Annotated in this window: 23 protein-coding genes; 15 read left to right on the top strand and 8 right to left on the bottom strand. The window is 44.6% G+C overall.

The window, feature by feature from the left end; translation table 11 throughout:
• Positions 1-5: 5 nt before the first annotated feature.
• Complete coding sequence (locus MHN00_RS17325; RefSeq protein ID WP_239301932.1) at positions 6-2,453, bottom strand: zinc-dependent metalloprotease; 2,448 nt, start codon at positions 2,451-2,453, stop codon at positions 6-8.
• A 333-nt stretch (positions 2,454-2,786) separates the two neighbouring features.
• On the opposite strand from MHN00_RS17325, the gene yegQ reads away from it, so the two are divergent.
• The 4 genes from yegQ (at position 2,787) to MHN00_RS17305 (ending at position 7,194) form a co-directional block, all read left to right on the top strand.
• Complete coding sequence (yegQ, locus tag MHN00_RS17320) at positions 2,787-4,283, top strand: tRNA 5-hydroxyuridine modification protein YegQ (RefSeq protein WP_275444373.1); 1,497 nt, start codon at positions 2,787-2,789, stop codon at positions 4,281-4,283.
• Between the two features lie 3 nt (positions 4,284-4,286).
• Positions 4,287-4,532: a YfhL family 4Fe-4S dicluster ferredoxin gene (locus tag MHN00_RS17315; RefSeq protein WP_239301931.1), complete on the top strand. Its 246-nt coding sequence runs from the start codon at positions 4,287-4,289 to the stop codon at positions 4,530-4,532.
• A gap of 118 nt (positions 4,533-4,650) precedes the next feature.
• The gene (locus MHN00_RS17310) at positions 4,651-5,880 is read left to right on the top strand and encodes an aminotransferase class I/II-fold pyridoxal phosphate-dependent enzyme (protein WP_239301930.1); all 1,230 of its coding nucleotides are present in this window, start codon (positions 4,651-4,653) and stop codon (positions 5,878-5,880) included.
• A gap of 138 nt (positions 5,881-6,018) precedes the next feature.
• Positions 6,019-7,194, top strand: coding sequence for a saccharopine dehydrogenase NADP-binding domain-containing protein (locus tag MHN00_RS17305; protein ID WP_239301929.1), 1,176 nt, complete (start codon positions 6,019-6,021; stop codon positions 7,192-7,194).
• Positions 7,195-7,268: 74 nt separating this feature from the next.
• On the opposite strand, the gene MHN00_RS17300 is transcribed toward MHN00_RS17305, so the two are convergent.
• Positions 7,269-8,450: a histidinol-phosphate transaminase gene (locus MHN00_RS17300; RefSeq protein ID WP_239301928.1), complete on the bottom strand. Its 1,182-nt coding sequence runs from the start codon at positions 8,448-8,450 to the stop codon at positions 7,269-7,271.
• Positions 8,451-8,820: 370 nt separating this feature from the next.
• Here MHN00_RS17300 and MHN00_RS17295 point away from each other — a divergent pair, with 370 nt between their 5' ends.
• The 4 genes from MHN00_RS17295 (at position 8,821) to MHN00_RS17280 (ending at position 15,092) form a co-directional block, all read left to right on the top strand.
• Positions 8,821-9,084 carry a Rho termination factor N-terminal domain-containing protein gene (locus MHN00_RS17295; protein WP_110288730.1) on the top strand — a complete coding sequence of 88 codons (264 nt, stop codon included), beginning with the start codon at positions 8,821-8,823 and terminating at the stop codon, positions 9,082-9,084.
• Positions 9,085-9,383: 299 nt separating this feature from the next.
• Positions 9,384-10,358: a DUF1852 domain-containing protein gene (locus MHN00_RS17290; protein WP_014949789.1), complete on the top strand. Its 975-nt coding sequence runs from the start codon at positions 9,384-9,386 to the stop codon at positions 10,356-10,358.
• A gap of 125 nt (positions 10,359-10,483) precedes the next feature.
• A complete protein-coding gene (locus tag MHN00_RS17285) occupies positions 10,484-11,524 on the top strand; it encodes a methionine synthase (RefSeq protein ID WP_014949790.1) in 1,041 nt (346 codons plus the stop codon).
• 727 nt (positions 11,525-12,251) lie between these two features.
• On the top strand, positions 12,252-15,092 hold the full coding sequence (locus tag MHN00_RS17280) for a TonB-dependent receptor (RefSeq protein ID WP_239301927.1): 2,841 nt from the start codon (positions 12,252-12,254) through the stop codon (positions 15,090-15,092).
• A 73-nt stretch (positions 15,093-15,165) separates the two neighbouring features.
• Here the strand turns inward: MHN00_RS17280 and MHN00_RS17275 are convergent, their stop codons facing one another.
• Positions 15,166-15,615, bottom strand: coding sequence for an effector binding domain-containing protein (locus MHN00_RS17275; RefSeq protein ID WP_239247927.1), 450 nt, complete (start codon positions 15,613-15,615; stop codon positions 15,166-15,168).
• Between the two features lie 186 nt (positions 15,616-15,801).
• On the opposite strand from MHN00_RS17275, the gene MHN00_RS17270 reads away from it, so the two are divergent.
• From MHN00_RS17270 to MHN00_RS17250, 5 genes are all read left to right on the top strand, one after another.
• The gene (locus MHN00_RS17270) at positions 15,802-16,698 is read left to right on the top strand and encodes a class I SAM-dependent methyltransferase (RefSeq protein ID WP_239301926.1); all 897 of its coding nucleotides are present in this window, start codon (positions 15,802-15,804) and stop codon (positions 16,696-16,698) included.
• A gap of 8 nt (positions 16,699-16,706) precedes the next feature.
• Complete coding sequence (locus MHN00_RS17265) at positions 16,707-18,056, top strand: MBL fold metallo-hydrolase (protein WP_239301924.1); 1,350 nt, start codon at positions 16,707-16,709, stop codon at positions 18,054-18,056.
• Between the two features lie 196 nt (positions 18,057-18,252).
• On the top strand, positions 18,253-19,137 hold the full coding sequence (locus MHN00_RS17260) for a DMT family transporter (RefSeq protein WP_014949793.1): 885 nt from the start codon (positions 18,253-18,255) through the stop codon (positions 19,135-19,137).
• Positions 19,138-19,520: 383 nt separating this feature from the next.
• A complete protein-coding gene (locus MHN00_RS17255) occupies positions 19,521-19,739 on the top strand; it encodes a DUF2945 domain-containing protein (protein ID WP_014949794.1) in 219 nt (72 codons plus the stop codon).
• 28 nt (positions 19,740-19,767) lie between these two features.
• Positions 19,768-20,367: a DNA-3-methyladenine glycosylase gene (locus tag MHN00_RS17250; RefSeq protein WP_239301923.1), complete on the top strand. Its 600-nt coding sequence runs from the start codon at positions 19,768-19,770 to the stop codon at positions 20,365-20,367.
• A gap of 16 nt (positions 20,368-20,383) precedes the next feature.
• Here the strand turns inward: MHN00_RS17250 and MHN00_RS17245 are convergent, their stop codons facing one another.
• The 4 genes from MHN00_RS17245 to MHN00_RS17230 form a co-directional block, all read right to left on the bottom strand.
• Positions 20,384-20,719, bottom strand: coding sequence for a hypothetical protein (locus tag MHN00_RS17245; RefSeq protein WP_014979563.1), 336 nt, complete (start codon positions 20,717-20,719; stop codon positions 20,384-20,386).
• Between the two features lie 37 nt (positions 20,720-20,756).
• On the bottom strand, positions 20,757-21,137 hold the full coding sequence (locus MHN00_RS17240) for a VOC family protein (protein WP_239301922.1): 381 nt from the start codon (positions 21,135-21,137) through the stop codon (positions 20,757-20,759).
• A gap of 39 nt (positions 21,138-21,176) precedes the next feature.
• Positions 21,177-21,515, bottom strand: a complete 339-nt coding sequence (locus MHN00_RS17235) for a nuclear transport factor 2 family protein (protein ID WP_039225393.1) — start codon at positions 21,513-21,515, stop codon at positions 21,177-21,179.
• Between the two features lie 85 nt (positions 21,516-21,600).
• Positions 21,601-22,221, bottom strand: a complete 621-nt coding sequence (locus MHN00_RS17230; RefSeq protein WP_061486024.1) for a LysE family translocator — start codon at positions 22,219-22,221, stop codon at positions 21,601-21,603.
• 260 nt (positions 22,222-22,481) lie between these two features.
• On the opposite strand from MHN00_RS17230, the gene MHN00_RS17225 reads away from it, so the two are divergent.
• Together MHN00_RS17225 and MHN00_RS17220 are read left to right on the top strand one after the other, a co-directional pair.
• Entirely contained in the window at positions 22,482-23,909 is a 1,428-nt protein-coding gene (locus MHN00_RS17225) for a PLP-dependent aminotransferase family protein (RefSeq protein ID WP_039225389.1), read from the top strand.
• A 107-nt stretch (positions 23,910-24,016) separates the two neighbouring features.
• Entirely contained in the window at positions 24,017-24,424 is a 408-nt protein-coding gene (locus tag MHN00_RS17220) for a hypothetical protein (RefSeq protein WP_014949801.1), read from the top strand.
• 54 nt (positions 24,425-24,478) lie between these two features.
• On the opposite strand, the gene recD is transcribed toward MHN00_RS17220, so the two are convergent.
• On the bottom strand, positions 24,479-26,650 hold the full coding sequence (gene recD / locus MHN00_RS17215) for an exodeoxyribonuclease V subunit alpha (protein ID WP_239301921.1): 2,172 nt from the start codon (positions 26,648-26,650) through the stop codon (positions 24,479-24,481).
• Positions 26,651-26,673 lie beyond the last annotated feature (23 nt).

Below are 26,673 nucleotides of genomic sequence, written 5' to 3'. Positions count from 1 at the left end.
GCATTTTAAATCGGCGAACCTGGCGGTAGCGGCTCTACTTCAAAGGTACTTGGCCATGCCTTACTAGCCCAATAAGTATCGAACTGTTCTTTCAGTATTTCATACTGATTGTCGTCTGCTTTGTCGTCTAACCATTCGCTAAATTCAAGCAGAGCAAGTTCGGCTTCCATTTTTACTTCAGGCGCCAACTTATCGTTAGTTACTGCTTTCATCACTGCATTTAACGCCACTAACTGTAAGCGTTTTGCTAATGGGCTTTGTGACTTATTTTTATACCAGTGAACGTTAAGTATTTGCTTCACCAGCATAGAAACGCCTACTTTTTTGCGTCTGTCATTAGTGCTTCTTGTTTGCCACTCTAAGCGGTTTAAGCGCTCTGGGTGCAATAGTAATTCAAACGCAAAGTTAGATGCAGAAGCGGCCGCAGAAACAGGGTCTAACATTAACCCCATTTTGCCCTTAAAGTGCTCGCGAGTAATATCGTCGCCATACGCTGTCGGTGGAATAAGGGCGAGTACCGATTCAGGTATCGTCAGGTAATCAGCGGTTGTGACCGTAATTAACTGCTGCATAGCGCGTTGTTGCACCGCAGGTGCTACAAACTGTTGGCCCTGTGCCTGGGTGTAGTCACCTTTGCGTTCGTATTCATACACTAAACCGCCGACTTGCTTTGCTACAGCTTCTAGCTGATAGCGATGTAGCAAGTAAATAGGTACTAAAGCATTTTCAAGAGAGGATAAACTGCTATTTGGGCTTAAGGTGTCTAAACCTAAATTGGCTAACGCCAGTTCGCGTACTTGTGAAATTTCATCGAAAGCATCTAGCGGATTGCTACCGTTTTCCCACATATGGCCGTTTGCTGATGCATGACGACTGCTGCGCGTATCTGGGTCTGACTTAAAGCTCAAGCCTTCATTGCGGCCTTTTACGATAATCTTTGCCAAGGCTTCGGCTTCTTCTACATCGCTGGCAAAGTCTTGATAGCCATACGCTACGGCGTGAATATCCCATGCGCCTATGCCTTTGTCATACGCGCCTTCTAGGCTAATTTTGCCGTTTTTAATACTAATTTTGGGGTGAGGATAATCCATTACCGACGCACGGTTATTTTCACTTGCCGCAAAGTTGTGGGCTATACCCAATGTGTGCCCTACTTCGTGGGCTGAAAGTTGCCTAATGCGGTCTAAAGCCATTTCTTGCTGTGCAGTGGTGTCGGTGCTCCCGTCCTTAAAAGGACTGGTTAGGCCAAGGGCAATTAAATAATCTTGTCTTACACGCAATGAGCCGAGCGTAACGTGACCTTTGATAATTTCACCAGTGCGCGGGTCGACAACCGACGAACCATAAGACCAACCGCGCGTTGCGCGATGTACCCAGTTGATTACGTTATAGCGCACGTCCATTGGGTCGGCACCTTCGGGCAATACTTTCACCTGAAACGCATCTTTGTAGCCTGCGGCTTCATAGGCTTGATTCCACCAGCTCGCCCCTTCTTTAAGCGCGGTCATTACGGGTTCTGGAATACCAGGATCTAGGTAATACACAATAGGCTCCACTGCTTCGCTCATTGCAGCATGCGGGGTTTTCTTGTTTAAACGATGGCGGGTAATAAAACGCTGTTCAGTAGGCTCGCTGATAGGCGTTGAATAATCAAAGTAACTGAATTTCCAGTAGCCCGAGTACGGGTGGTACTCTCTGGGCGTGTAATTGTCGTCAGGCAGAGCCACAAACGAATGATGCAAGTGCACCGACAAGCTTTCTGGGTCGGGCGTAACTTGCTGCACGTATTCGCCTGGCTTCTTACCTGCAAAGGTGACTAAAGCCTCTAATTCAGTATTCTTTTCAAAGCCTTTGGTTTTAGGTAAATACACGCCGCTTCGCATGTTATCTACGCTAAAACTGCCTTGGTTAGTTCCCGCTAAGCGATTGCCAATGCCATGGATATCGCTTAATAAGAACGGTGTGTAATCTATTAGACTGGCGCTGTCGTTTTTGGCTACCAGCGTAAAACCTGCGATAACCGAATCAGCAAAGGCTTCATCAATGCTCTGTTTCTCAGCGTCGCTGCCATGGGCTGCTCGGTATTTGGTGTTGTGCTGCTTTAATAAAACCTTGTTTCCAAATTTTTCAAAGCTTACTAAACGCGTATTGCCTAGCTGGCCGCGATCAAGGCCAATGTCGTTAGACCCTACGCCATAAGGCAAGCTGCTTTGAAACAGGTATTCGGCGTGGGCTGTTGGCACCGCCAAGTAAACTTTGTCGCTTTCATCGTCATAGTAAACAGGAATTAAACCATCTTTTTTGGTCATATCGCTGGTGAATTCACCAATGCTTGGCAGCGCAGCCAACGCGGAAGACGTAGACACGACAAATAATACCGTAATCGCAATGGCCGATTTACCCGATGCTTTTACTTGTCGCGCCGCTTTATGAAAAATGTTCAATTGCAGCATGCAGTTAGTCCTTATTATTGTGAATTTCTAGCCTACCCTATGTGGTGGGTTTTGCCCATGGTAGTTCATCGTTTAATGCGCTCTTTTTGCTTATTATTTAGGTGTGAACGGGCTTGGTTTTTACTACCGAAGGTAATGCACTAAAAACGCAACTATATGGAAGAAAACAGCTGGCATTGACTCTGCTCAATTGCCGTTTAAACATTCAAAAACATGAGCGACGCCAAATTATTTGATCTTGGTCAACACCAAGCTTTGTTTGAGTTGTAGAGGTATTTTACGGCTTATAAAATCCGCCGCCTTGTTTAAAGCGTCTAGTAGCGGTTTTTATCTATGACTTCAAAATTATCACCTAATCGCAGCTCTTCTAACCTACGTGAAGACTCAGTTTCAACATTGCCAAACCAAACGTTAATCGCGCCAGAGTTGCTTGCACCTGCGGGTAGCTTACGCAACATGCGCTACGCTTTCGCCTATGGCGCTGATGCTGTTTATGCTGGGCAGCCACGCTACTCGCTTCGCGTAAGAAACAACGAATTCAGCCTTGAGAACTTAGCGATAGGCATAGAAGAAGCACATGCTTTAGGTAAAAAGTTCTATGTAGTAAGCAACATTGCTCCGCACAACAGTAAGCTAGGTACCTACCTTAAAGATATTTCACCAGTAATTGCTATGAAGCCCGATGCGTTAATTATGTCAGACCCAGGGCTTATTATGATGGTGCGCGACGCCTTCCCTGAAATGCCTATTCATTTAAGTGTACAGGCTAATGCGGTGAACTACGCCACGGTGAAGTTTTGGCAGAAACAAGGCATAGAGCGCGTTATTTTGTCCCGAGAGCTCTCTTTGGAAGAAATTGAAACTATTCGCGAGCATGTTCCAGACATGGAGTTGGAAGTGTTTGTGCATGGCGCGCTTTGTATGGCGTATTCGGGGCGCTGCTTATTGTCTGGATATATGAATAAACGCGATCCTAATCAGGGCACTTGTACCAATGCTTGTCGATGGTCTTACGATGTTAAGGCTGGCGAGGAAAACGAAACTGGCGACATCGTTCTAACCAGTGAGATTAATAAGGCAATTACAGCACCTCAAGTGGTAATTCCTACCCTTGGTGAAGGCACGCCAAGCCCCAAAGTGTTTATGTTAGAAGAAAAGGAAAAGCCTGGAGAACTGATGCCAGCTTTTGAAGACGAACATGGCACCTATATTATGAATTCTAAAGATTTGCGTGCCGTGCAACATGTTGGCAGGTTAACCCAAATGGGCGTGCATAGTTTAAAAATAGAAGGCCGCACTAAATCACATTACTACTGTGCCCGAACCGCTCAAGTCTATAGAAAAGCAATTGACGACGCGGTAGCAGGAAAGCCTTTTGATAGTACATTAATGGGAAGCTTGGAAACTTTAGCTCATCGAGGTTATACCGAGGGTTTCTTGCGTCGCCATGCGCACCACGCGTATCAGAACTATGAGTATGGCCACTCAGTCAGCGATAAACAGCAATTTGTTGGTGAAGTGATTGATCGTTGTGAAGGGTCTGGCTATGCAATTATAAACGTTAAAAACAAATTTTGTGTAGGTGACTCGCTTGAGTTGATGACGCCAAGCGGCAACATTACCTTTACGCTAAATGAGATGCTGGATAAGAGAAACCATTCTATTAAGGATGCTAAAGGTTCAGGGCACCTAGTAAGAATACCGATACCCAGCGATGTGTCTTTAAATTTTGCCCTACTACTGCGAAATCTAGATGAAGGCGTTGATACCCGCAATCCGTTTCGAAAAGCACCTAGTGCAGTAACACCCGAAAACGCAAGCGAGACATAATGTATGGCACTGCTTATTCTTGATAGCTGCATTAACTGCGATATGTGCGAGCCCGAATGCCCTAATGCCGCTATAAGCATGGGTAATAAAGTGTATGAAATAGACCCTTTGCGCTGTACAGAATGCGTGGGGCATTACGATGCGCCTACTTGCGCAGCGGTATGCCCTATCGATGTGGTTAAGCCCGACCCGAACAATAGAGAGTCACTAGACGAGTTGGCCGAAAAGTTTGTTCGTTTAAATAGTTAGCTATGAAGTAAGTCAGCGAGTTAATTGTACTTCTCGAAGAATTCCCTTGAATCATGACCAAGAGTGATCACTAATTGCGGTACAGTTTGAATTGGCACTTACTAATAAGGGTTTTATTTTGAAGTTTGCCTCTCGCGCTACGGCGATCTCCCCGTTTCTTGCTATGGCCTATGGCGAAAAAGCCACGGCACTAGAACAGCAAAGTAAAGATGTTATAAGACTAAATTTAGGCGAGCCTGATTTCGGCGCACCCGCGGCAGTGCTCGCCGCAATGAAAGAAAGCTTAAATGCCCCAGTTTTTCCCTATACCTCGGCGCTGGGCATGCCTGAACTACGTGAAGCCATTGCACACTTTTATGAAGTTAAACATGGCGTAGCGGTAAGCCCTTCTAGAGTGGTCGTGACCGCTGGGGCTTCTGGCGCTTTACTTTTGGCAAGTGCTGCCTTGGTTGAATCAGGCGATAACGTGATATTGGGCGACCCTTCTTACCCTTGTAACCGACGTTTTTTAAACGCATTTGGTGCAGAGGTAACGCTGGTACCAACACGCAGTGAAGATAACTTTCAGCTAACCGCAACAAGTGTTGCCGATAATTGGAAGCACAACACGAAAGGTGTACTTATTGCCACACCTGCCAATCCTACTGGTACGGTTATAGATGCAGAAGAGTTGACTAAAATTGGCGAGTACTGCAAATCCAAAGGTGGCTTTTTAATTGTTGACGAAATTTACTTGGATCTATCGCTTTCGGCTGATCTTGAAGTACGCAATGATACATTCGCTTCCCAATCGACCTTGGGCACTGATACCAAACTTCAAACCGTACTTGCCAATGCACAGCTTGAAGAAACAGTGGTCGTAATAAACAGTTTTTCCAAATATTTTGGCATGACCGGCTGGCGTCTTGGCTGGTGTGTGGTACCTGAAGCAATGACGCCCATCGTTGAAAAACTCGCGCAGAATTTGTTTATTTGCCCCTCTACCCTATCGCAAAAGGCCGCTCTTGCGTGCTTTAAACCAGAAGCATTGGCGCAATGCGAGCAAAACCGCCATACGCTGGAAAAGCGTGCTTCCCTTGTTTTTAGTGCACTTGAAAATATGGGGCTTGGTTTAGATGCAAAGCCTGACGGTGCGTTTTACGCCTACATCAATATTAAACATACGGGCTTAACTGCAATTGAATTTTGTGATGCCCTACTTTCACAACATCATGTAGCGCTTACGCCGGGTAATGATTTTGGTGAGCACAATGCCAACCATTACGTAAGACTGTCTTTCGCCACTAGCATTGAACGCTTGGAGGAAGGGCTTTTACGGCTTGCTGAGTTTGTAGAATCATTAAGCTAACGCTTTTTTATGCTCACCATTTAATTTCGTGAATAGACAAATATTACCGAAAAAAATGATAGATATGGGTGCTTGTGCGTATATTGAGTAACGCATATTGATGACACGTGTCGAAACGAAATAAAACAGGACAAAACAATGAGTAACGAACGGGAATTTGATGTAGTTATTTTCGGTGCTACAGGTTTTACGGGTAAGTTAGTAGCTGAATATTTTCAGGCTCAGTATGGCAGCGACAGCAGCGTTAAGTGGGCGGTCGCAGGCCGAAACGAAGCTAAACTCAACGGCGTAAAAAAGGAGCTAGGCATTAGTGAAAGCGTTGCTAGCATTGTAGCCGATGGTGATGATGGCGACGCGCTAGATGCGTTGACGAAGCGCACAGCCGTTGTACTTACCACTGTTGGTCCGTATCAAATTTACGGTGAAAAGTTACTTTCTGCATGTGTAGATAACGGCACCGGCTATACAGATCTTTGCGGTGAGCCAGCCTGGATGCACCAAATGATCAATAAATACGAAGCGAAAGCTAAAGAAACCGGCGCAAACATTGTGTTCTCGTGTGGCTTTGACTCTGTGCCTTTTGACCTTGGTGTGTACTACCTTCAAGAACATGCAAAAAAGCAAACTGGCGATGTCATTGAATATGTAAAAGGTCGCGTTCGTAAAATGCAGGGCACGTTCTCTGGCGGTACGGCTGCAAGTTTAAAAGCGACCATGGCGGCTGCGCACAAAGATAAGTCTGTCATGGCTGCACTTATTAACCCGCACTCATTAACCGATGGCGCGTCAAATCAGCCACAGCCCGATGGCAATAAACCTTACTTCGATGAGCAGTTAGGCACATGGGTTGCACCATTTATTATGGCGGCCATCAATACTAAAAACGTTCATCGCACGAACTACCTGGGCGGATATAGCTACGGCAAGAACTTTCAGTATGATGAAATGATGATGACTGGCCCAGGTGAGAAAGGTGAAGCCATGGCGAATCACGTTGCCAAAGATAAGTCGCTTGCTAGTGATGATGGCCCTAAACCAGGTGAAGGCCCGAGCAAAGAAGAGCGCGAAAATGGCTTTTACGATGTCATGTTTGTGGGTACCGCTACCAATGGTGATATGCTAGCTGTATCGGTAAAAGGCGACAAGGATCCAGGCTACGGCTCTACCAGTAAAATGATTTCAGAATCTGCCCTTTGCTTGTGCAAAGACGTTAGTTTATCTGGTGGTTTCTTCACACCTGCGGCAGCACTTGGTAACAAGCTTATCCGCCGTTTAGAAGAAAAAGCAGGCTTAACGTTTGCTATCGAGAAATAGCGATTCAAAAAACGAAGGCTGAACACAAATTGCGTTCAGCCTTTTCTCTCTGCGCTAGGTGTTATTGTTGTTTTTTAAGCGAGTACCGCTTTTAATGCTTTAACGCACGCGTCAGTTTCTTCAGGTGTCCCTACGCTAATGCGTGACCATGAGTCGTACCCAGGCCATGTGCGCCCTACAACCTTTATGCCTTGAGCTTTCATCTTTTCTGCAAATTTATCGTGCGGCATGCCCGTATCCATGTAAATAAAATTCCCTTGTGGATTTGGCGCAAACGGCTGCTTTAACTCTTTGGCTACTTTAACTAATTTGTCCCGCTCAGTTTTAATTCGCGAACGCATCGTGTTTAAGTTTCCGTGGTCGTCCATACTCGCCATACCCGCTACTAATGCCAGGTAATTCACACCACCCATGCGCAGCATACCGCCCATTGTTTTAGCTTGCTCAGCAGGCATGATGGCGTAACCGAGACGCTGTCCCGCCATGGCGTGAATTTTAGAGAAGGTGCGGCAAATCACCACATTGTACCCTTCAGCTACTAGCTTCGATTGCACATTAGCGGGGTAAGCATCAGACATTTCAATGTAGGCTTCATCGATGAAAACCTGTGCTTTTTTCGATACGCGTTTTGCAAAAGCGGTAAGCTTCGCCGCATCTACCATGCTCCCTGTCGGATTATTTGGATTACATACGTACACAGCAGTCGTATCTTCGGTTACTGCTGCTTCAATTGCATCTAGATCAAAAGTCATATCATTGGCTAACGGCACGTAGGTCACGTCTGCCCCCATAAACTCAGCGCCCCGTGGTACGCCTTCGTAGGTTGCCATAGACGTTACCAGCTTATTGCCGTTTTTGGTGATCCAGTCCGCATAGCCAAAAAGAATAGGTGAAGATCCATTCGTAATTACGATTTGCTCAGCAGATACGCCTTCTTGCTCAGCAATTTTTTGCGCTAACACTTCAACCGTAGCGTCGGTATAACGCGCTAGGTTTAAAAGCTCGCTTTGCATTGCCTTTGCGGCTTTTTTTGACGGCCCAAAGGCATTTTCATTCGACGATAGGCGAATAAGACCATCGTTTACATTTGGGGTAGCAGACGGGAAGTGTTCAGTTTGCATCCCTGCGGCACGAAGGTCGCCCATAATACTGTCAACGCTGGTCGTTAGCGCTACTGCTCCTGCACCTAATCCCACTGACTTTAACCAATTACGGCGTGAAGAATTCACGGTGCTCTGTTGTTCATTTTTATTCATATTTCGCTCTGTCTTCCGTCTACATTCACTTTAGACTAAAGGCTTAATTTTAAACGCGCAATAGCATAAAAACGCTAAACCATTGACATAAATGCACTTTCTACGTGCATGTGGCGCACTAAAATTGACAACATAAGAAGTTTTAACGCGTTAAGTCGTTACATTACGGTGCAGCGTTATTTTGTCGTTTTTAGCGTTTGCGATGAATGACATTTTTTCTGATGTTAAAGGCGCAGCACTCTCTCGCTATTGGTTCTTCGCACTTGAAGCCTGCCTTTTATACGACTGTGTAATCCATCTATATAAATACAAAGTAAGAATTACGGCGAAATATTAATCGATTACTCAATATGCAAAACAGGAGTTAAATATGGCTAAGGACCACGGCAACCAAATTAAAAACGACGACACTTACGAAGCCCTTCGCGACGAAGGCTACAGTAAAGAAAAGTCGGCGCGCATTGCCAATGCGCAAGCCAATAGCGAACAAACGCCTTCTAAAGATGGTGGAAAAGGCAAAAAGTACGAGGATCGCACTAAAGATGAACTGTATCAAAAGGCCAAGGAAGTCGGCATTGAAGGTCGCTCTAAAATGAGCAAAGACGAATTAATTGATGCGTTACGCAATCATTAGTGGCGGATAGACCGCCACATACAAAAACTGGTCACTGTGGCGGTGATGATTACGTTTTATCAGACACGCATAATTTGTGCATTTCGTGGCAAACCTTAACTTCAAGTAAAGATCTACCACCTCAATAGTAGGCGACTAGCTCTTCGCCCGCTCAATATATGACAATATTTCATGATAAAATGAAAATAAGTCATTTTTATTCATAGTTAAACCAACGTATAACGTGTTCATAGCTTTTACAGCAGTCTCACTACTCGGTTTAACTTTAGGAATAGAAGCGCATTCTCATGAACAACAACGTGAACACAGATTTCTCTTTTACTATTAACAGCGTTCAGTTTAATGAAGATTATCGCCCTTCAGACAACACACGCATCACCACCAACTTCGCCAATTTAGCTCGTGGTCAACGCCGCAAAGAAAATTTGCGCGATGCACTAAGCATGATAAACAACCGCTTCAATGCACTGGCTAGCTGGGATAATGAAAGTGGCGATCGCTATGCTGTCGAACTTGAAATTGTGTCGGTAGATATCGACGTTGAGGGTAACGGCAACACATTCCCAACTATCGAAATCTTACAAACCAATATAATTGACAAAAAAACGGGTAAACGCACTCAAGGTATTGTAGGAAACAACTTCTCGTCTTATGTTCGCGATTATGACTTTAGCGTTCGTCTATCTAATCACAATCGTGGCCAGTCTTCGTTCAGTGTCCCTACCGATTTTGGTGATCTGCACGGAAAGTTGTTTAAGTATTTCGTTAATTCAGAAGCCTATAAAGCACATTTTTCAAAGCTGCCGGTCATTTGTTTAAGCGTTTCCGACAATAAAACCTACCGTCGAACAGAAAATCAGCACCCCGTTTTAGGTGTTGAATATCAGCCTAATGAATCATCACTAACTGAACAGTATTTCAAGAAGATGGGCTTAAACGTGCGCTATTTCATGCCACCAAACAGTGCTGCTCCTTTTGCATTTTATTTCTTTGGTGATTTGTTAAACGACTACACCAATTTAGAACTTATCAGCACTATTGCTACGATGGAGACCTTCCAGAAAATTTATCGCCCTGAGATTTATAACGCTAACGCCCAGGCAGGTTTAAGCTACAAACCAAACTTGAAAAATAGCGATCACTCAGTGACTCGCATTGTTTATGACCGTGAGGAGCGGACTCATCTAGCCGTTGAACAAGGCAAGTTCGTAGAAGAGAACTTTATAAAGCCTTATCAACACAAGTTAGCGCAATTCACAGCAAGCTACGCCTGATCCGTTCATTTAGATACTTGCGATATTCAAACCGCACATGTTGCGACTACAAAACTATGATAAGGGCAGCACGTTCTGCCCTTCGCGCATCCATACAAATTATTGATTAGAAGAAAGCGAATCACATGAAAAAACTACTCCCCACTTCAATTGCAGGCAGTCTTCCAAAACCATCGTGGCTTGCACAGCCTGAAACCCTGTGGTCGCCTTGGAAGCTAGAAGATGAAGCATTAGAGGAAGGCAAAAAAGACGCGCTTCGCGTTACGCTTCAGGAACAAGCTCTATCAGGCATCGATATTGTGTGTGACGGTGAGCAAACCCGTCAGCATTTTGTAACTACTTTTATTGAGCACCTTGACGGTGTTGATTTTGAAAACCGTAAAACCGTACGTATTCGCAATCGCTACGACGCTAGCGTACCTGTCGTTACCCATGCTGTTACACGGCCAAAATCAGTGTTCGTTGAAGACGCAAAGTTCTTAAGGAGCCAAACCGATCAGCCTATAAAATGGGCGTTACCTGGCCCTATGACGATGGTTGATACGCTGTACGACGACCATTACAAAAGTCGCGAAAAACTTGCGTGGGAGTTTGCCAAGATATTAAACCAAGAGGCAAAGGAGCTTGAGGCTGCTGGTGTTGACATTATCCAGTTTGATGAACCTTCGTTTAACGTATTTTTCGATGAAGTCAATGAATGGGGTATTGCCGCATTAGAAAGAGCCATTGAAGGGCTTAAATGCGAAACTGCAGTGCACATTTGCTACGGATATGGCATCAAAGCTAATACCGATTGGAAGAAGACATTAGGCTCTGAGTGGCGACAATATGAGGAGAGCTTTCCTAAGTTAGCAAAATCCAATATTGATATGGTTTCTCTGGAGTGCCATAACTCTCATGTACCCATTGAACTGATCTCGCTTCTTAAAGGCAAAAAAGTGATGGTGGGCGCTATTGATGTTGCAACTGACACAATAGAGACACCAGAAGAAGTAGCAGCTACATTACGTGAAGCATTAAAGTACGTGGATGCCGACAAACTCTACCCTTGTACAAACTGTGGTATGGCCCCCCTTTCACGACAGGTTGCTCGAGGCAAGCTTGAGGCGCTCAGCGCTGGCGCTGAAATAGTAAGGCAGGAATTAGCTCAGAAGCTCAGTGCTTAATACGCCTCAAAACTTTTGTTAAGCAAGAGCATTTTGAAAGCGCACTAAAGCCCATATCAAAGTGGGCTTTTTTATTTCTAGCGGTTCAAAACAGTATCAGCGTTATTCTCATCTATTCGACCTTATTTAAGGTTAACTCCCTTACATTATTTATAGTTTCTACAGAATCAAGGATAATTAAAAACATCATTAAGAAATAAGATAGAAAATATAACACATGGAGAAGCAACAAATATTTAACTTATGAGCAACATTAGCAATTACCTGATTTAAAACAGCGACAAAACAACTATTATTCACGTTAAAAAAAGAAACTTTAATATACACGGTTTAAATTTACTCAGTTAGTGCAATATACGAGCAAAAACCTTCTAACTCAAAATTAACCAAGCAAATGAAAAAAAAGACGAAAACCGCTTAATAAGCGCTCTAAAAAGACACTTTTCGACCACATGGTCAATATAAAAACAATTATTGAGCATTATTAATACAAAACTCAAAAATATTAATTAAACCTACTATTTATAATTTCTTTAAAATTAAGTTAACTCTTTCATAGCTAGAATTTAATTCACCGCAAAAAATTGATTTATTTAATACTAGATAATTAGAATGCGCGCCATTGCAACATAAGTAAAAACTACGCATGCAATTTGGCTAGCCCTTGCCTATTTACGGGGCGTTAACCAACAACAAGCACGTAAATCTAATTCACTAGGAACAATCCATGAAAAATATTGCAACTGCAGTTCAGTTAGCATTAGCAGGAAGTGTCGCGTTGACCTCAGGCAACGTTCTTGCACAGGACTCAACAAATGAAAGCGCTGACGTTGAAAAAATTCAGGTCACCGGTTCTCGTATCTCTCGTCAGGGCGCTATCGCTCCATCACCAGTAACAGCCATTTCTGGTGAGTCACTTCTTAATTCAGGTGCGATGAACATTGGTGAGGTGCTTAATGAGCTTCCTTCACTTGCAAACACATTCTCATTGGGTAATTCAGGTCAATTTATTGGAACTGCCGGTCTAAATATTCTTGACCTACGCGGTATGGGTACTGACCGCACGTTAGTATTGGTAGACGGTAAACGTCACGTATCTTCTTCAGCAGGCTCTGCAGCGGTAGATACCAACACCATCCCTACTTCGTGGATTGAGCGCGTAGAAATCGTTACTGGCGGTGCTTCTGCGGTTTATGGTGCAGATGCAGTAACTGGTGTTGTTAACTTCATTCTTAAAAAGAACATTGAAGGTTTCGACGTGAGTGCGACGCAAGGCTTTGCACAGGAAAACGGTTATAAGAACGATAAATACCAAGCATCATACGGCTTTAACTTCGACAATGATCGCGGCAACATTGCTTTTGCAGCCGAATACAGCTCACAAGAAGCTTTAGAGGCCCTTGACAACCCTTGGACTGCAACGTCGTATCGTAATATGAGCTTTGAAAGCATCATGGGATACGAGCGCAGTGAAGACCAGTTAAATTCAACGGCATTTCCTGACAACTTTTACACTGCTAATGCGGGCTACTACACACTAAACAACTCTGGCGTCTTTGGCGGCAACTCTCAGACTTTCAACGCTGACGGTTCAATTCGCGAAATCTACACCGGTGACCAAGTAGACGGTGCGTTCTGCGCAAACTGTGATTCGTTTAACCTGCGCCAGTTTACGCAGCTTCAGCCTGAGTTTGATCGTACTAACCTAAATGTAAAAGGTAACTACGAGCTAAACGACGACACCACAGTGTATGCACAGGCTAAGTACGCGCGTACTCGTGCAATTACAATGGGCCAGCCTGCTTTCTTCTATGGCGGCTCAGAGACAACCATTTATCGTAACAATGCCTTTCTAGATGATAGCGTTGCCGCATACATGGATGAAAACGAACTAGACAGCATTCAGCTTAACCGCATGATGACTGACCTAGGGCGCCGCACCGAAGCAGACGAGCGTGAAACTTACCGCTACGTGCTAGGTATCGAAGGCTACATTGGTGACGAGTGGAACTACGAGGCATTTGTAAACTACGGCAAAACTGAATTAGAGCGTGAGAACCGCAACAACCTTGTTTTGCAAAACTTCGAAAATGCACTTAATGCAGTAACTGACGGCGATGGAAACATTGTTTGTGCGTCAGGTAGTGATGACGGCTGTGTACCGCTGAACATTATGGGCTTTGGTCAGCCTTCACAAGAAGCAATTGACTACGTCAATACTACATCAGTTGGCACAAGCAAAATTGAACAATACAACGCTGGCGCAACCATCGCAAACTCTGGTATTTATGAATTACCTGCAGGATACGTTGGCTTTGCAGCCGGTGTTGAATATCGCAAAGAAAAAAGCGAAATTGAAGAACCTGATAATGCAGCGGGTACCTTTTTCAACACTCTAGGTGAAGATAAAGGCGATTACGATGTATCAGAAGTATTTACTGAAGTTACTATTCCACTACTTGCCGATCTCCCTGGCGTAGAAATGCTGACATTTGATACTGCGGCGCGTATTGCCAACTACTCTTCGATTGGCAACGCGAAAAGCTGGAAGCTTGGTCTAGATTGGAAAGTGTATGAAGATTTACGTCTACGTGCGACAAAATCATCTGCACTACGCGCGCCGAACATCGGTGAACTTTATGGTGAAGCAAGCCAAACCTTCTTCCGCGTAGACGATCCATGTCGTACAGACAACCTTGCTGACTTAGCCAACGCCGACCAACGCATTGCAAACTGTGCAGCGTTAGGTATCCCTGCAGATTTCAACTCTGATTACGACTCAGCAACGCTAGAAGGCGTAAACGGTGGAAACATCGACTTGCAAGCGGAGAGCTCAATCTCTAAAACACTAGGTGTTGTCTATACTCCTAGCTGGTTTGAAGGCTTTACCGCTACTGTTGACTACTGGGAAATCGAGCTGACAGACGCGATTTCGTCTATTGACGGCCAAACAATTTTGGACCGCTGTGTTGACTCTGAGTCGGGTATTAACAACGTATACTGTGGCCTTATCGACCGTGATGGAACTACCGGTGAAATCACTCAGATTCGCAGCTATGCATTGAACATCGCGGGTCAAGAAGCCAAGGGTATCGACTTCGAACTAGGATATGATTTCGACGCGCTAGAAGGTGCATTCCGTACTAGCTTGATTGCGACTTACCTAAAAGACCGCAAAGAATTCCCATTCCAAGATAACCCTGAAGTATTCTATCAGTACGCAGGTACGGCAGGAGAATCTGATTGGCAGGGTGTATTCACCATCAACTATAGCCGTGGTGATTGGGAAGCAAGCTGGAAAACTCGCTACCTAGAACGTTCAAGCCTTTACGACAACCAAGAGTTAGCGCGTAACCCAAATCCGAGCAACCGTATGGAACTGCCTTCATACGCTGTGACTGACGTGACCGCGGGTTACAACTTTGCTAACGGTGTTAGCCTAACCGTGGGTATTGATAACCTGTTTAACCGTGCGCTACCGACAGGCACGACAGGCACGGGTTCAATAGACGGCGCGTACGACAACATTGGCCGCTTCGGTTACGTTACCGTAGCGTACAAAATGTAATTTACGTAATATTGAGCAATGATAAAAACGGCGCTTATTAGCGCCGTTTTTTTATTATAAAGTTAACATGACGTCATTTTATTGCTATATAAACGTCTATATGGTTGCCACTCACATAGTGCTCGAAGTCTATTGAAAACGTCCTTTCATACTCGGCACCTCCTTCTGTGAAATAGCGCCAAATATCGCTCCATGCATCAATGGCAATTTGCGGCATTTCACCTTGTCGCGAAAAAACGAGATACTTTCCTGCGGGAATAGTGATGTGCTCAACCTTTAAATGTTCGGGCACTGAGTCACCGTCAAACCCAGCCAACACGGAAAAGTCACCGGAATGATCGGATTCGTAGTTGAAATACACGCCATACACTCGCTCGCCGCCTTTATAGTCAACAGCTATCGAATTATCAAACCTTTGCCAAAGTGTGGGTATCTTTCCCTGTGGTGAGAATTCAGTGTGATTATTGGTAATCACCGAAAAGCCTTTAATATCTATCGGTGAAGTTAGGTTTCTTACATCCATAAAAACGTCCTAATTGTTAAGCATACAGAAAGTTAGTCTAAGCAAACGGTTTCAGACAAACCATGTTCCAGCAGAGTGACTTTAACACCTTACCTTATGCTTCACTCTTAATGGTACGTTTCTTGATTCAGTTTTTGATAAAATGAAAAACGCCTCTCAAAATAAAGAACAAAATTAGGACACACCATGGCACATTCAGGAAACGTCGTTATTTCAGGTGATGGTTACGATGTTATTGACTGCGAAACGTGCGGATTCAAACATGTTACGCCACTTCCAGACAAGCTCGAAAATGAGACTCTTTATCGTGACAGCCATTATGATGACGGCGAACGAGATAGGCTAAATTACTATGAGCGAGACCGCGATTGGTGGCTCATGAGCTATCGCGACGTGCTTAACGAAATAGCTCAATTTATCTCGCCTAGTGATGATAATACTCTGGTTGATATTGGCTGCGGTGCAGGCCTGTTTTTGGAAGCAGCCAAAGAGGAAGGGTGGAATACAGTTGGTGTCGAAATAAGTACAATAGCGGCAAACCATTGCCGTGATAAAGGCTTAGATATTATTAATAGCAGCTTCGATGCTGACCTAACCAGCCTTCCAAAAAACATCAAAGTGGTTCACATGCGCAATATTCTAGAACATGTTCCCGACCCATTCTCTCTTATCAATGTGGCTTTCGACAAACTTGCCAGTGGTGGTGTTTTAGTTGTGGGTGTCCCTAATGACTTCAACCCTCTGCAAGAAGGCTTAAGAAAAACACAAGACTACAAACCTTGGTGGGTTGCTGTCCCACACCACCTTAATTACTTTGATTTTGACTCGCTAGAAGCACTCGTTTCAAAATGTAGATTTAATCCTTTAAGCCGTTTTTCCAGCTTCCCGCTAGACCTGTTTCTAGCAATGGGCGACAACTACATTGAAACTCCAAGCGTGGGCCGAGAATGTCACCTGAAACGTGTCAACTTTGAATGGTTCATGGAAAATGCGGGGTTAAGCCACTTACGACAAGATATTTATCGCGCTTTTTCTAACCTAAACTTAGGAAGAGAATCCATTGTTATCGCGCAAAAGCCTTAGGATTGTTAATGAAAATTGAATATATAACGAATGCGAGTTTTTTGTTTACTTTCAGTGACGGAACAACGGTTTTAACCGATCCTTGGTATGAAGACGGCATTTACCATGGCCTTCTTTTCAATTACCCCCCTATGCATGAAAAGCAGCGCACACGCTATCTAAATTTAAAGCCCGACTATTTATATATTAGTCACATTCATGGTGACCACTTTAATCCTTTTACGCTATCTCATTTTGATAAAGACATCCCAATATTGATCGGTAAATTTCCGACCCCTGCCCTTCGCTTAGCTTTACAGCAATTAGGGTTTACGAATATTACGGAATGTACCTTTGACAAACCTTGGGAACTTGGCGAGCACAGTATAACCATTATAAAAGAGTTTTCAGGGTCTTCTGACGATATCGTGAATGAAACAAACATACCTGTTGATTCGTCGATATATCTTGAAGATGGAAACGGGTACAAGGTATTTTTTGCTGTAGACAACCCGATGCAAATCAGGCACGCAGAGCAAATTAAGGCGACCTTCGGTAAGCTTGATGCTGCAATTCTTGCTTACAGTGGCGCAAGTATTTACCCCTTTGTTTTTTCTCATTATAGCGATGATGAGAAACACACTCGCGTAGCACAGTTAAAAGCCTCTCGATTACAGAAGTTTTGCCAACTTGCGGAAATTATTGATGCAGATTTCAATATTCCAGCAGCTGGATCTTTTGTGATAGCAGGAACAGGTTATCAATACGCGCAGTATCAACATCAAGCATGCCCTGAGGAAATAGAATCGGCCTGGCGTAATCACAATCTTAACGAGAATAAGCTGGTCATGTTATCGACCGGTGACGCTCTGGACTTAGCTTCCCGTTCGACAGAGCACTCGCCTCTCGCGCTAGATAGGAATTTTACTCAGCAAGACAGAATAAACTACGCTGAGTCTCTAGCTGATTTTCCTTGCGAGCTTCACAGAATAACTTGGCCTGACGGGCTTATGATGCCAATCAATAGCTTAATTTTTAAGGCCAGAGCAAACGTATGGAGCGCGCAAGAAAGGTTATCTACATTCCCAGATACTGATGTGGTTTTACACATTAAGCCGGTAGAGCAACTGCAAGCTAGCTTGCAATGCCCAATCTACGCCAAGATAGACATGAAAAATGAACGCGTTCAAATAAATACATTGTTTGAGCCTACTGAAGATAAACCTTATATCAAGTTTACAATGACTACCCAGGTGCTTATAGCGCTTCTTCTAGGCGGTACATTTTGGAACGTAGCTGAGTACCACATGACAATTGAACGCGTTCCTGATCAATTCGATCCTACTCTACGAAGCTTGATGTCGTATTTTAAACTGTAGTGCGCTGAGTCATTTTGCTCATTTGGCCATCATAAATCGCACGCGTTTGCAGCGGGTAGCATAGACGGTGTTCGCGACCGCTGCCATAGCGTTTTGGTTATTAGACTTTAATTTTCAATACTTTCCCTTATCAACGAGCATTTCAGTTTTAGAACAAATATAATCCGGTTTTGTCTCATCCAGGTTGCAATATATTGTGAATCAACGTTTTTTACTTGCCATAGTCGCAGTGCTTCTGGCGATGGTAACCATACAGTCTGGTGCATCGTTTGCGAAACAACTCTTTCCTATAGTTGGCCCTGAAGGCACCAGTGCTCTTCGTGCGTTTTTCGCTGCGTTGGTGTTAACAGTAATTTTTAGACCTTGGAGAGCGCGCTTAAGCGCAAAAGGATGGCGTAACGTTATTTTCTACGGCGCTTGCTTAGGCGCAATGAATATCATCTTCTATCTTGCGATTGAGCGTATTCCCCTTGGCATAGGTGTTGCGCTTGAGTTCACCGGACCATTGGCTGTGGCATTTTTTAGTGCCAGAAAAAAGAGAGACTTTGCTTGGGCTATTTTAGCCGTTGCAGGCGTTTGTTTGCTGCTTCCCGATATTGGCGGCGCGTCGGCCGAGAGCTTAGATCCCGTCGGCGTTATTCTTGCCCTTACAGCCGGAGCGTTTTGGGCCGGTTACATCGTATTTGGAAACAAAACAGGCAATGAAGGTTCTGGCGGTGTTACGGTAACATTAGGCATGCTAGTGGCCGCTATCTGTGTAGTGCCTATTGGCGTTGCAAGTCAAGGTATCGCCTTACTCTCGCCACAGGCTATTTTCATCGGGTTCGCTGTAGGCGTATTCTCGTCGGCTATCCCGTATACGTTAGAAATGAGTGCAATGCGTAATATGCCTAAGCAAACCTTCAGCATTATGATGAGTGTTGAGCCTGCCGTTGCAGCCATAGCGGCGTTCATCATTATTGATGAAACCCTCACGCTTTCACAATGGTTTGCAGTGGCTTTAGTCGTTATTGCTACCGCCGGGAGTTCAGCTACGCAAAAACAACTACCCAAACAAAAACAAATTGAAACCCTTTCCTAGGGCCTGTTGACCTTTGGTGTACGAATTTTGGTCTAAATGGAAGCCTTTTAATCGCGAAACAGTCCTGCAAGCCTAGCGAGCTAAGTTAAAGGACTGTGACAAAGAGTAAAAGGCTTCCATAACGACCCCTTCGGGCAGCGCCTTTGTGCCATCTATACTGCGTTGAATGTTTTCGATTTAGAACCACTAAACCGTCAAACATCCGCCTTGTCTAGATGGCACACAGACCGCTGCAAAAATGTACAACAAAAGTCAACAGGCCCTAGGGTTTCAAACTTTCTTTACTTTTTTACCATCCTTATTTCCCCCTTTTTGAACTCAGGTCTTATTCTTTTCGTTAAACAACTAAGTGAATAGTTGATTTAGTGGCTTAGGGAAAAATTATGAAACATTATGCGGTAAATACAGAAGTAGAATGGGAATGGGGAAACGGTAGTGCAACGGGAAATATCAGAGAAAAATTTACCAATGATGTAGAACGCACGATTAAGGGTTCGTCGGTAAAACGAGAGGCTAGCGACAGCGACCCAGCATATCTCATTGAACAGGACGACGGTAGCAAAGTGCTAAAATCTCACAGCGAAATTACGAAGTCATCTTAATTTGTTGATTAATAAACCTAAACGAAAAATGCAGCGTTCTTTTTTCACTGATAGCGATGTCGTCAATATAGCGAAGTCGCTCATTGGTAACTTCCTGTTTAGTAATGTCGACGGCGTACTAACCGGGGGAGCGATAACAGAAACGGAAGCCTACCGTGGACATCATGATCTTGCCATGGAGAAACACCTGTTGCGGCGCCCTTCTTCGATAACAACACTTAAAAAGCAAGGCGGCGTTGCTTACATCTACACCATTTATGGTTCTCACAGTATGTTGAATATTGTTACCAATGACGCTGACCACACTGATTCAGTTCTGATCCGAAAAATTAAGCCTACAGAAGGTGTAGACAAAATGCGTGAACGTCGCGGCGTGAACACATCATTGCGTAATCTATGTGACGGTCCAGCTAAGCTGACACAAGCTCTTGCGATAACACCTGCGCTTAATGGTGAGCCTGTAGTGAATAACACTTTGATTTGGATTGAGGAAAGTAACCATGCCATTGCTAGTAAACATATCACTAGTTCGCCTCGCATCGGCATAGACTACGCAAAAGACGAACAAACCGGTAAGCTAGGTGCACGGGATGACACAACCTTGCCTTGGCGGTTCACGCTTAAGTAGCGCACCTCAATTGAAACTACTTCGCAAAAGCGAAAGTCAGCTTGCAGTCGATGTATTTGAGCAATTTGTTTACCACCCTTGGCACGGCAATATCACCGTTAGCAATTTTTGATTCAACATAAATATCGCAGTCATCATATTGAATTTGCTGGCGAATAACGTAATCGTTGAGTTCGTCAAACAGGCTTTCTTTTAAAGGCACCATGCCAATGAACGCACCTGAGCCTTTTTCATCTACAAATTCTTCACGCTTACTAAAGTAAGCGCCTTCAATTTCTCGTTTTAGCGTATACGCCTGCATGGCATCTAATTTTGTTAAGCGAAAGTGCACGCTAGTTTGGGAGTCTGTCACTGGTTATCTCGGTTTTTCTTGAAGTTTATCTAAATGGCTACTGCTTTATTTCAACTTTCCAAGGCGGGTTCACTCTATTCTCTCCTGCCCAGTACAGCTTTATTTTGTTGCCAGATGGATCTCTTAAAATGGCCTCTTTCCAAAGGTAGCGCTGCTGCGTTGGCGGCTGCTCAAAACGAATACCTTTTTCCACAAGAGAGGTATACAACTCTTCTAGCGCCTCGTGTTCAAAATAGATCACACTGTGATTTTGAGCACTTTCGCTTTCTAAAGAGAGCGAAAAAGTGGACGAGCCTTTAGGACAGGTGAATCTGGCATAATGCGTTGTATCTACAATTTGAGTGAACCCAAGTGTAAGGTAAAACTCCACCGCTTCGACCATATTAGTAACGGGTAACGTGACTTGGTTCAATTCCATGAAGACCTGCTCCTTGTATTTGTATTGCTTGCGCTAGATTTAATCGTCGCGTCCTAGATAAGCGTGAATAGCTATGATTTTACCGTTTTCATTAAATTTCAAGACATCAACAACGAACAGTGTTTCAGACTTATCCACCACAATTTTGAGCTCACCAGACACCATCTTCTCGTTTACCATAGTAGACAGCACATCTATTTCTATCGAGTCAGCATTCTCAAAGTTCTTACGTGTTTCATCAACGGCTAACCGTTTACCTTTTACAGAAATTTTCCAGTCCCTTAATGCAATGTCATCCGCAAACATATCGGAAACACTGTCTAGGTCCTTTTGTTCATAGGCTCTTAAGTATTGAATAAAGACTTCGACCCACTCCATTTTACGTGTTCCTTTTATCAGTTTTTTAAAAGACATCAACCAATCGGTTTACACCCAAAACGCCAGCGTCCAGTTAATATAACCGTTACACTATCAAAAATAACGTGGCTGCTGTGGCCGCGCCCATTGTAAGGTTAAACTGCCGTCTTCGAGTTGGCGAACTCAACCACACGCGTATTTTTGCGCCTACCGCTGCCCAAAGCGAGATGCTTGGAAAACCAATCACGGCAAAAGCGGTAACAATCGCAATACCAGATTGGGTGTAGTGCTCGCCAGGCAGTGAAAACGTGCCTACGCTGGCTAACGCCATCATCCATGCTTTAGGGTTAATTAACTGAAATAATGCCCCTTCCCACCACTTGAGCGGCCCTTGGCGTTTGGTCGACTTAATTTTGTTTTCTACTAGGCCTACTGGCTCATCTACGGGGCCAGTGGCAATTTTGAACGCTAACCATAACAGATATCCCACGCCAAGCACTTTTAGCACACTGTACAGTACGGGAAATATGTTGAACAGCGCACCAATGCCCAGCAGTGTGCTTATCATTAGACCTGCAACACCAATTACAATACCCAGCATGTGCGGCAGCGAACGTTTATAACCGTATTGTGCCCCAGAAGCCAATAGCATCATATTATTCGGGCCAGGCGTTACCGTACTGATGAACGCGAATGTCGCAAGCGCGATGAGTAAAGATGTTTCCATGACAGTCCTTATGTGTTGAGGTGAGCAATGCGTTTCTTTAAAAGAAAGGGGGTCGGTTAACCAAACGCTTGTTTTTCACCAACACAATACAATCATATTTTTGTATGCATCATACCCAAATACACTTAAAAACAGCCATACAGTTTAGTCATGATAACGTCTGTATGGTAGTTATTTCACCAATCTGTATGGTTAAAAGCTCCTGCCAATTAAGATATAGTTATCTGTATGCAGATGACTTCATAAGAATAAATATTGCGATGACGCTTTACGAAACATTAGCCAATGAACTTAAAGCCCAAATCGAGCGTGGTGTTTTTGAGGTGGGGAACAAGTTACCTTCGGTTAGGCAGCTGTCAACGGAGCATAAAGTAAGTATAGCTACCGTGCAGGAAGCATATCGAGTGTTAGAAGCGCAGCAACTGGTAGAGGCAAAACCTAAATCAGGTTATTTTGTCGCCCGTAGTATATTAATAGATAACACCCCTAGCATGACGAAGCCTCCGCAACGCCCTATGGATGTGTCTCAATGGGAAGACGTGCTAGACACTTTGCTGAATACCTTCAATAAAGATCATGACGCTAAAACCCTGTGCCAGTTTCAGCATGCCATGCCCAACATGACTGCCAAAACCCTTAAACCGCTTATAAAACGCCTGCATGAACTCACCAAACATCGAGCCTTGGACGGCATGATATACGGTGACGTAAAAGGTGATGAAACTCTGCGAAAACAGCTAAGCCGATTGGCCGCAGCATCTGGCTGTGTGTTGCAAAGCGACGAATTCATTGTGACTTCTGGCTGCCAGGAAGCCTTATCTGTTTGCCTTCGCGCAGTGGCGAGCGCCGGCGATGTGATAGCGGTAGAATCCCCCGGATTCTACGGTGCTATGCAAGCTATAAAAGGCGCTGAATTAAAAGCGTTAGAGATCCCCACCGACTCTGAAACAGGACTGAGTTTAGAGGCATTAAAGCTAGCGCTTGATCAATGGCCGATCAAGGCCATTTTAGTCGCCCCAACGGTAAATAACCCTCAAGGATTCGTTATGCCTGAGGCGAAAAAGAAAGCGTTATATGAATTGGCCAGAGAGTACGATGTAGCCATTATAGAGGACGACATTTACGGCGATATTGCCTACGCCTACCCTCGTCCAAAAACCATTAAATCGTTCGATAAAGATGGGCGCGTTTTACTGTGCTCCTCGTTTTCAAAAACGCTAGCGCCTGGTTTTCGCGTGGGTTGGATAGCGCCGGGAAGCTATAGAAATAAAGTGCTCCACGTTAAATATGTCAGTAGCTCTATGTGCCCTACTCTACCCCAATTAGCTATAGCCAGTTTCATTGAGCAAGGCGGTTATGACAAACATATTCGGGCTATGCGTCACCATTACCTAAGTGCACGAGACGCACTACGTTCAGACATTAAGCGTTACTTTCCCGCCGACACCTGTATTAGCTACCCTCAAGGGGGATATGTGCTTTGGGTAGAGCTAAACAGCCGTTATGACTCCGTGAAGCTGGCTGACGAAGCCAAGCAAAAAGGAATTTATGTCGCGCCAGGGCAGCTATTTTCGGCAACAGGTAAGTATCGACATTGCCTGCGTTTTAATTTTATTGATAGTACGCAGGCTGCGCGCACCGAAGCTATTCAGCGTCTTGGTGAGATGCTTGTTGCACAAGAAGCCTAATTTTTTATACAAAGTGCGTAAACCCAAGGGCAGTTGATCCACATCAACGCAGGCTAGCCGTAAGTCCACCAAAATAAAACCATCCAAACTAACCTGTGAAACTTTGTATGCTTACGTTAGTGAATAATACAGATGCGAATGATGACATTGTGCCTGAAGCACACGGACTATACCGTCTGCATTTAAAGCCTAACACGCAAATGGCGATAGAAAATAAGCCCGTCTTCGGTGCGAATATTACGCTACATAGCAGCGTATTGAGGCACGATAATTTTGTGGCAACGCCAGATAATATATTAGGTTGGCTGGATCACTGCGGTTTGTCACACTTTGCAGTGAAAGCCGAGACCGACAATTCAGAAAGTGAAGACACGTCTGTACTTTTGCCTTCACAGTTTTTAAATGCCGAAGGCGGAATTTTGCGTGTAACTGCCCCCACTCGCATTTATCTAATCAGCAAAACCCCAATTGATATTAACAAACGCGGCCTGTGCCTTTTTACGCCAGTAAAATAACCACACAGAAATGTACTCTGACCCCAAAATTTTGGGGTCAGAGTACATTTATTTCTATTCAGTCTCTGGGGTGGCGTTTGATGTGCTCTCTAGTTGCAAGCTTATTGCCTCAGAAAGCCCGGAATAACGCTTATCCACCCGTTGAACCATGTGGGTAAATGTTGCGTTGTCAGAGATGATTAAGCAGCCGTCTTTAGCACGGGTTAACCCCGTGTACACTAGGCCTCGATGAAATAAATTGGCGGCTTTCTCGCTATCAGGCTTAGGTAAAATAAGTACGACATGGTTAAACTCAGAGCCTTGAGATTTATGTATGGTCATGGCATACACAGTTTCAAACTGCGGTACTCTTGATAGCGATATGCTGCGCAACGCTTGTTTTTGCGCTAGCGTCTTGTCAGCACTGTCTCCCGCATTTGCCGAAGCTTGGCTATCCTGGTAAAACCACGCATATAGCTTTCCTTTGCTGTCAGGCCAGATTACACCAACCTCACCGTTTGATAGTCGTTGAGGATGATGATTCTTGACAATCATAATGGGCTGACCTTGATAGAAATGGCCTTCCCGCTTTCTGATTTTGTGCTTGATAGCATCGAACACCAAATTATTCAGGCCTTCTACGCCCATTCCGCCCTTGCGGACCGGGGTTAGCCACCTAACCACATTCAGGCGATTAAGCGCTTCTTCGGCACTGCCAGCATCAAAAATAGGCAAGAAGCTTTCTTTGGCCAACTGTTGTAAATCACGGCCGCTAACCTGGAGCTCTGGCCATAGGTAAACGCCGGATTGTAGTCGCGATGCCGTATTTGAACCAAGACCCGCACTTTCGTTATTGTCGCCAGCCTTATCGGTAATAGCGGCAAGTGCACCGCTTGCATCACCTCGTTGTATGGCCGTTGCAACTTTAGCCACCTGCCCCTTGAAGCGCTGAGGTGCTTGAAGAGTTGCTACATAACTTTTTGCCTGCTCATCAACCGGTAACAGGGGCAAATGCGGGCATAGCGTAGCGATGTGCTGACGCATCAACGATGGCACGCCACCTAAAGAAAGCCCGTCGTCATGACTGTTTAAACTAGGTGAGCTATGTGCGCTGTTAGTGCCATTTGGCACATTCGCGTTTTCGTCAAAACTTGCTGGCCCGGTACTAACTAGCTGCTCTAACACGTTGCCAAGCTCAACTGCTGGAAGCTGATCGGCATCACCGATAAAATAGAGACGTGCTTGGTCTGGCAATGCTCGTACTATACGTGTCATTAGCGCTAAGTCGACCATACTTGCTTCATCGACAATGAGTACATCTGCTGCCAATTGGTTGTGCTGATTGAACTTAGTCGATACACCGTGCTCGCGCAATCCTAGTAATCTATGTAGCGTCACAGCATCGGTAGGCACGTTATTAAGTACTGCGTCGTCCAACTTGCCGCGAAGTCCATCTATGCTGTTCATGATAGATTCGGTCATACGCTGTTGCGCTTTACCTGTAGGCGCTGCCAGCACAATTTTCAAGTTTTCATCGCAAGCCTGTAGCACCAGTAATAAGCGCAATACGGTATAGGTTTTACCTGTTCCTGGCCCACCGTTTATAACGCAAAAGCGCTGCATTAGGCTTTTCGCCACCGCTATTTGCTGCCAGTCTTGCCGGTCGGTTGTTTCGGTAGGAAAGATTGCTGGCCAAAGTTGCTTTACTTTTTCGCTAGCTTCATCACTTAACGGCGTAAGCGCCGCTCGTTTTACAACATTTCGTGCTACTTCTTGTTCAAATTCATAGTAGCGACGGCTGTACAGCTTGCCGTTGCTATAGACAAACAGTTGAGCCACCTGCTCGTTACTCAGCGCGCTTTTTACAATTCTAAGTAACGGTGTTAGTTGTGGCACGTCAACACCTGCTTTGGGCGCTTTTTCCTGCTCTGTTTGTTCTACCGGCGACTTAGATGCCCCAACCGCTCCGTTATTGCTATGCACATTTGTTTCGGCCGCCAAGACTGCTTCTTGTTCTGCTACTACCTCTTTAAAAAGCGTCGTACCCGCTATGTCTTTTAGATAGATACAGCTGTGGCCATTGCGCTGCATATACGACAAGTATGCTAAGATCCCAGCCCAAATAAACTGTTCTTCTTGCTCCAGTTCATCAATAAAGCCAAATTCTTTTGCGACAAATTTGTCGATCGCCTCGATGCCAAACAAGTTATCAAAAAATGACGGTACAGAGTGTTGATTGCTTTTCATTATTTTCCTTTGCTTTAGCCTCT

Source organism: Alteromonas sp. Cnat2-8, assembly GCF_022348355.1.
Classification (GTDB): Bacteria; Pseudomonadota; Gammaproteobacteria; order Enterobacterales; family Alteromonadaceae; genus Alteromonas; species Alteromonas macleodii.
This window is presented reverse-complemented; position numbering and strand designations above follow the sequence as displayed.